Below are 6,921 nucleotides of genomic sequence, written 5' to 3'. Positions count from 1 at the left end.
TCTGCAGTCGGCATATTGGCAAGGACTCGTCGCCTCGTCCACTACGGCCTCTACCCGGGCGATCCATCGAAAAGCACACCCACGGATAGCAGCGCGAACCCACGGATGACAGGGTGCAAAAAATCCGTGGGTTCGCGCTGCCATCCGTGGGCCCAGTCATCGTTTCCTCGTTCCGCAAGTCACCGCCTGACCTTTTTCCGCTCGCGGGCGACGACCAACGCCGCTCACAGTTCTTTCAAGCGCACGTTGCGATAGTAGACCTCCAGCGGCGGCCCGCTGTGGACCTGCAGCCCGATCACGCCCTCGCGTTCGATCTCAGGATCTTGCTCGGTGTAGTCCACCGTTTGGACGCCGTTCAAAAAGATCTGAATCCGGTCGCCGCGGGCGATGATTTTCAGCGTGTTCCACTGGCCGCGTTTGACCGTCTTCATCGCCAACTCAGGCGATTCGGCCAAAAATTTTCGTCGTCGGGATTCATCGTACAACGCCCCCCAACAGGTGCCGTTGGGCATGAACCCGATGTCGGCCTGATAGCCGATGACTTCGGTATCGTTCGGGATGCGTTTGGTGCGGAATTGCACTCCGGCGTTATTGCCTTGACCGACCAGTTTCGCGTCGACGGTCAATTCAAAATCGCGATAGGTCTTGTCGGTACACAGAAACTGGTTGGCGGGTATTTTTTCCGTCGCACTGCCGGCAACGATCGCACCGTCCTGGACGCGGAACCATTGGGTGTCACCGTTCCATCCGTCGAGGGTTTTTCCGTCGAACAAGGGAACCTCATCGCCCGGGGAGGTGTCAGCGGCTGACGAGCAGGCGGCGGGCACCAGGCAGGCGGCCAGCAAGGCCAGGCACGACAATCCGGACAGCAGGGTTGAACGCGGGAAGTTGGGCATGGCGGGGAATCCGATGGCGGGGATCGCCGAAAGTCCGGCGGATTGTGAAACGGGCAGCGATCATGATAATAGCCGTCAGAGCTCCCGTGCGATGAACTGCCTCGGTTTTTTGCCCCCACCGCAAGCTGGAAGCTTACGCCACGTCTTCATCCCCCTTTCCCCAAACACCGTTACCGATGTCCCAGCTGAACAAATACTCGAGCAAAATCACGCAGCCGAAAAGTCAGGGTGCCTCCCAAGCGATGCTCTACGCGACGGGATTGACCCGCGAAGACATGGACAAGCCCCAGGTCGGGATCGCGAGTGTTTGGTACGAGGGCAACAGCTGCAACATGCACTTGCTGGACTTGGCCGCCGAGGTCAAGCAGGGCGTGGAAGCGGCGGGCATGGTTGGGATGCGTTTCAACACCATCGGTGTCAGCGACGGGATCTCGATGGGCACCGATGGGATGAGCTACTCCCTGCAAAGCCGCGATCTGATTGCCGATTCGATTGAAACCATCATGGCGGCCCAGTGGTACGATGGGCTGATCGCGCTTCCCGGCTGTGACAAGAACATGCCGGGTTGTCTGATCGCGATGGGACGCTTGAATCGTCCGGCCATCATGGTTTACGGCGGCACGATCAAACCCGGGTTCCGCAACGGAGAAAAACTGGACATCGTCAGCGCCTTTCAGTGTTACGGCCAGTTCATCGCCGGCCAGATCAGCGACGACGAGCGTCAAGAGATCGTCGAGAAGAGTTGTCCGGGCGCGGGAGCCTGTGGTGGCATGTACACGGCCAACACGATGGCCACCGCGATCGAAGCGTTGGGCATGTCGCTTCCCTATTCCGCCAGTGCTCCGGCGGAAGATCAACAGAAAAAAGACGAGTGCAGATTGGCCGGCGAAGCGATGTTGGAGTTGTTGAAGAAGGACATCAAGCCGCGCGACATCATGACGCGCGCCGCATTCGAAAACGCAATGGTCACCGTGATGGCACTCGGCGGCAGCACCAACGCCGTGTTGCATTTGATCGCGATGGCACGCAGCGTTGACGTTCCGCTTTCGATCGATGACTTCCAATCGGTTAGCGATCGGATTCCCTACCTGGCCGACCTGAAACCGAGTGGAAAGTTCGTCCAAGAAGACTTGCATTCGATCGGTGGGACGCCGGCGGTGATGAAGTACCTGCTCGAAAAAGGACTGATGGACGGTTCGTGTCTGACCGTGACCGGCAAGACGCTGGCCGAAAACGTCGAAGGTCTACCCGGACTAAAAGAAGGGCAAAAGATCGTCAGCACGGTTGAAAAACCGATCAAACCCAGCGGCCACATTCGAATTCTCAAAGGCAGTTTGGCGCCCGAGGGTGCCGTGGCAAAAATCACCGGCAAGGAAGGATTGAAATTCACCGGCCCGGCCCGTTGCTTTGACAGCGAAGAAGCAATGTTGGCGGCGCTGGAGCAGAAGCAGATCCAGAAAGGCGACGTCGTCGTCATCCGGTACGAAGGCCCGCAAGGTGGTCCCGGAATGCCGGAGATGTTGACGCCGACCAGTGCGATCATGGGAGCCGGTTTGGGATCCGACGTCGCGATGATCACCGACGGTCGATTCAGCGGCGGGAGCCACGGGTTCATCGTCGGGCACGTCACCCCCGAAGCGCAACTCGGTGGCCCGATCGGATTGCTCCAGGACGGTGACCAAATCACCATCGACGCGGAAACCAATTCGCTGGATGTTTCGCTGTCGGCCGAAGAAATCGCATCGCGGAAATCGGCTTGGAAAGCCCCGGCGCTCAAGGCGAATCGGGGGACGCTGTACAAGTACATCAAGACCGTCAAATCGGCCAGCGAAGGTTGCGTGACCGACGAGTAGGATGGCGTGATCAGAAAGCGTTACAATGAAGCTTGATGATTCCCCCCCTCGATTCCCTCCTTGCTCAAAATGCGACTCATGAAAATCCGTTGTTTAGCCGCGTTATTTCTTGGTCTGCTGACGCTCTCTTGCCAAGCTGACGATTCCGGCGGCGGACAAGCCGTCGATTCCGAATCGCTTTGGATCACCTCGATTACCGCTGCCGGTGACGGAAGTTTTGTCGCCGGCACGGCAACCGGATTGCTGTTACGCCCCGGATCGGTCGCAAGGTTCCAAGCCGACGCGCCCGGCCAACTGGAGCAGCTTTACGAGCATCCCGCGGCCGTGTGGACGGTGGCGACCACGTCCGATGGCAAGAAGATCGCCAGCGCGGACTACAAGGGCAACTTGGTCGTCTACGATGTCGACGCCAAAACGCCAACGACCCACGAGGGGGCCTTTGAACGATGGTGCCAAAAAATCCTCGTTTCACCCGATGACCAGATGATCGTCGCGGGGAACGAATCGGGGAAACTGTTTGCCTGGAGCATCGCTGACGCCAAGGTGTCCAAATCAGTGGAACTCAGTCAGGCGTCAATTACGTCGCTGGCGTTTTCTCCCAACAAGACCCAGTTGGCCGCCACCGATGGTGAAGGAAAAGTCCATCTGCTGAAATGGCCCGAGCTGGAAAGCACCGGGGCCGTGGCGGTGGGTGAAGAGACCGCATGGTGTGTGGCGTATGAAAGCGATGCGTCGCTGATCGTCGGTTCTGCCGATCGCAATCTGTACCGTGTCGAAGCCAAACCGGATGCGAAACCGGAATCGATCGCCAAGGGCACGGACTGGATCACCCGAATCGCCGTCTCGGACGCCGGCCAGATTGCGGCATCTGAAGTCAGTGGCAAAATCCACTTTGCATCCGGAGGCAGCGTGTCGACGATCGGTGCCGAAAGCGGTGTTTGGGCGCTCTGTTTTCGGGGGGCTGGGCAATTGCTCGTCGGCACCCGCAAGAACGGCATTGTCACCGCCGGGCAACGTTGGGCGTGGCAACCCGCCGTCGCGAAAACGGCCGAGGCCAAAGAATGACGAGTCCGGATCTGCCGGAACGTGTGACGGAATCGGAACCGCCCAAACCGAAAAAAAACTGGGAATATGTCGCCCGGTTCGGCTCCATGCGAATCCTCGGCGTGCTCAGTGCGCGGGAGAGTTTTCGCTATAACGACCAGGTGGTCGCGCGGACCGAACGCGGGACCGAGATCGCGACGGTGCTCTGTGAAGCGACGCCCAACGCGCTGGATTCGATGAACGAACCGACGGCGGGAAAGATCGTCCGAAGGCTTTCCGAGGACGACCGCAAGCAGTGGGAACACATTCAGGGGCAGACCCGCGATGATCTGGCGATCTGTCAACGCTGCGTCGACGCGCGGGCGTTGAAAATGGACCTGGTGGACGTGGAACGGCTGCTCGGCGGAGAACGGATCGTCGTCTACTACGTCGCCGAGGGGCGGGTCGATTTTCGCCAGTTGGTCCGCGATCTGGCCGGCGAGTTCCAGACCCGGATCGAAATGCGGCAGATCGGCGTCCGCGACGAGGCTAAGCTGCTGGCCGATTATGGCGATTGCGGCCAACCGCTGTGCTGTGCGACGTTTTTGAGCAAGATGCCGCCGGTGTCGATGAAGATGGCTAAACTGCAACGATCGACCCTGGATCCGACAAAAATCTCTGGGCGATGCGGGCGACTAAAATGTTGTTTACGCTATGAGTTTGAGACCTATGAGGCGCTGGCGGCCGAGCTGCCGCCGATCGGTGCGGAGATTTTGACCCGAGAAGGCAACGCTTCGGTCTTGGCTCACGACATTCTTTCGCAACAATTGATGGTGCGGACGGAGGACAAACGGAGGATACTGTTAAGTGTCGACCAAGTCGTTCGCGTGACCAAGGCTCCGCCGCCAGCCAAACCCCGCCGCAGCGGGCGCAAAGGCGGCACCCGAGACGCTTGACGATTGGTCGAGGACGACGGTGTGATGAATCTGATAAAATCGAATCAAGATAGACCGCGACATGAGCAATGAATTGACCAACTCGCCCCTCCAAGCGATGCGAAAATTGTTGAAGGAGGACGCGCGGTACAAGTACGAGGCTTATCAGTTCATCCGAGAAGCCCTGCAGTTTGCCCACGAGCATCTGCCCGAGCTGACCGAAGCCGCCGTGTCGGCGGAATCGATGTCCAAGGGGCGGCCCAAACACATCACCGGCCAGCAACTCTGTGAAGCCTGTCGTCGATACGCCATCGACCAATACGGCTACCTGGGCAGCATGGTCTTGGGGTCGTGGGGAATCAAGTCGACCAGCGACTTCGGTGAAATCGTCTACAATCTGATTCGCATTGAGCAGATGCGAAAGAGCGAGTCGGATCGTCGTGAAGACTTTGACGACGTTTACCCCTTCGACGGTGCGTTCGAACCCGAGTTCTCGTTGTCCAAAGTCGTTGACGATCTGGAATGCTAAGCACGCATTCGGTCGCCAAAGTGGGGTCAGCATCCTGATTGCCATTGCATCCTGCAGCCGTTGTGAAACATACGCAAGCTGGAAGCTTCCACCACCATGCCATCCATGATCTCACCCGCCCAGCTTTGCGTGATGCGCGTTGCATGCTGCTTGATGGTCGCGTTCGCGTTGAGTGGAATCCTGACGCTTCATCCGGACTGCGTCGCACAAGACGCTGCCGTCGCACAAGACGCCGCCGTTGAAGAGAGTTCGCCGTCGGCAAACGAGACCTCTCAAGCGGCTGACGAAAAACCCAAGGAGCAGGCACGCAAAAGTTATCTGGGACGTGTCGTTGCTAAACCGATGAGCCATCTCGGCGCGTCCTGGTTGGTGCGACCGGAACGCGACGAAGAAGAAAGTGCTTCCGAATCGTTTCAGAAACTCGAACTCAAGCCGGGAATGGTGCTTTGTGATCTCGGCTGTGGCAACGGTTATTGGACGCTGCCGATGGCCAGAAAGGTCGGGCCGGAAGGAGCCGTCTATGCCGTCGACATCCAGCCGGAGATGTTGCAGAAACTCCGTCAACGCGCCGATCAATTCGGCCTGAAAAACATACGCCCGGTGTTGGGAACGATCGACAATCCCAAGTTGCCGGAGAACACCATCGACTTGCTGTTGATGGTCGATGTCTATCACGAGTTTTCGCACCCGCAATCCATGCTCTGGGAGATTCGGCGTTCCTTGACGCCTACCGGAGTCGTGGCGTTGCTGGAGTACCGAAAAGAAGATCCGACGGTTCCGATCAAGCTGCTGCACAAGATGTCGAAGCGTCAGATCATGAAGGAATACCACGCCAACGGGTTCAAGCTGGTGCGCGAATACAACGAATTGCCGTGGCAACATCTAATGTTTTTCGCCCGCGACGACAGCCCACTCGAAGCGATCGAACCGGAGCCGACCGAACAGGTGCTCAAACGCATCGGCCCCGCGCGAGAGCGTTAATCGCGCTGCTGTCCAGCCTTCAGACGCTACGTTGGTGTCCAGCCTTTAGGCGCATCTGCAACGCCGCCAGGCGTTCCGCATGTCAGGCGTTCTGCCCACGCCCCGCACCAAAACGTCAACATCCATGCAGCCGCCGCCCGGACGCTGGCGCGAACCGGCTGATGTCAAACGATGATCAGCCGTTTGGCGCGAGCCTACGGCCTCCAATCCGAGGAAACGACGCGTCACTTCGCTGTGTCGGCTAACGCCCAAACACCAACGCGTTTCCGCTACAACACATTCGTTTTGATCGCCGATCCGTCGGGACGCGTCAGTCGGAACTGGAATTGCCAATCTTGTGCCCAGGGTTCGGTTTGGGCGTTCTGCATGACTTTGATCATCACCGTGTTTTCGCCATCGACCAACTCGCAGTCTTCGACATATTGGTCGATGCGGGTTCCCGAGTGATAGACTTCGTTGCTGGACACGAGTTTGCCGTTGATCCAAACTTTGTTGGCGGTGATGCAGCCGATGCGAATCTGTGCCGGCATCGGCGTTTCTTCGCCGTCGACGGTGAAGGTGGCAAACAGGTAAGCGGCGGCATCTTTCTCGTTGGACAGCGGTCCGTTCAGATCGACCATGCCCAGGTTGTCGTCGCTTTCAATCTGTTGCCACGTGACGGTTCGTTTCTTTCCTGTTTCCGGTTTGGGTTCGCCGGCGGCATC

The 6,921-nt window shown here is 58.5% G+C and carries 6 protein-coding genes and 1 pseudogene; 5 read left to right on the top strand and 2 right to left on the bottom strand.

The window, feature by feature from the left end:
- Positions 1-224: 224 nt before the first annotated feature.
- Positions 225-896 carry a DUF1080 domain-containing protein gene (locus tag ABX749_RS16065; RefSeq protein ID WP_372896868.1) on the bottom strand — a complete coding sequence of 224 codons (672 nt, stop codon included), beginning with the start codon at positions 894-896 and terminating at the stop codon, positions 225-227.
- A gap of 176 nt (positions 897-1,072) precedes the next feature.
- On the opposite strand from ABX749_RS16065, the gene ilvD reads away from it, so the two are divergent.
- The 5 genes from ilvD to ABX749_RS16040 all read left to right on the top strand — a co-directional run bounded on the left by ilvD (position 1,073) and on the right by ABX749_RS16040 (position 6,217).
- Positions 1,073-2,749, top strand: a complete 1,677-nt coding sequence (gene ilvD / locus ABX749_RS16060; RefSeq protein ID WP_372896867.1) for a dihydroxy-acid dehydratase — start codon at positions 1,073-1,075, stop codon at positions 2,747-2,749.
- Positions 2,750-2,827: 78 nt separating this feature from the next.
- Positions 2,828-3,814: a WD40 repeat domain-containing protein gene (locus ABX749_RS16055; protein WP_145207717.1), complete on the top strand. Its 987-nt coding sequence runs from the start codon at positions 2,828-2,830 to the stop codon at positions 3,812-3,814.
- On the top strand, positions 3,811-4,728 hold the full coding sequence (locus ABX749_RS16050; RefSeq protein WP_372896866.1) for a stage 0 sporulation family protein: 918 nt from the start codon (positions 3,811-3,813) through the stop codon (positions 4,726-4,728). The genes ABX749_RS16055 and ABX749_RS16050 overlap by 4 nt, the downstream gene beginning before the upstream one ends.
- 61 nt (positions 4,729-4,789) lie before the next feature.
- Complete coding sequence (locus ABX749_RS16045) at positions 4,790-5,236, top strand: Minf_1886 family protein (protein ID WP_095739432.1); 447 nt, start codon at positions 4,790-4,792, stop codon at positions 5,234-5,236.
- 105 nt (positions 5,237-5,341) lie between these two features.
- Positions 5,342-6,217 carry a class I SAM-dependent methyltransferase gene (locus ABX749_RS16040; protein WP_372896865.1) on the top strand — a complete coding sequence of 292 codons (876 nt, stop codon included), beginning with the start codon at positions 5,342-5,344 and terminating at the stop codon, positions 6,215-6,217.
- Between the two features lie 269 nt (positions 6,218-6,486).
- On the opposite strand, the pseudogene ABX749_RS16035 reads toward ABX749_RS16040, so the two are convergent.
- Positions 6,487-6,921 (bottom strand): annotated as a pseudogene (locus tag ABX749_RS16035) (hypothetical protein); the annotation flags it as partial.

It is taken from the genome of Stieleria sp. (genome assembly GCF_041595215.1).
GTDB lineage: Bacteria > Planctomycetota > Planctomycetia > Pirellulales > Pirellulaceae > Stieleria > Stieleria magnilauensis.
This window is presented reverse-complemented; position numbering and strand designations above follow the sequence as displayed.

Coding starts and splice junctions, on each gene's coding strand:
- ABX749_RS16065 (WP_372896868.1), bottom strand. CDS start 896: ATGCCCAACTTCCCGCGTTCAACCCTGCTGTCCGGATTGTCGTGCCTG.
- ABX749_RS16050 (WP_372896866.1), top strand. CDS start 3,811: ATGACGAGTCCGGATCTGCCGGAACGTGTGACGGAATCGGAACCGCCC.
- ABX749_RS16055 (WP_145207717.1), top strand. CDS start 2,828: ATGAAAATCCGTTGTTTAGCCGCGTTATTTCTTGGTCTGCTGACGCTC.
- ABX749_RS16045 (WP_095739432.1), top strand. CDS start 4,790: ATGAGCAATGAATTGACCAACTCGCCCCTCCAAGCGATGCGAAAATTG.
- ABX749_RS16040 (WP_372896865.1), top strand. CDS start 5,342: ATGATCTCACCCGCCCAGCTTTGCGTGATGCGCGTTGCATGCTGCTTG.
- ilvD (WP_372896867.1), top strand. CDS start 1,073: ATGTCCCAGCTGAACAAATACTCGAGCAAAATCACGCAGCCGAAAAGT.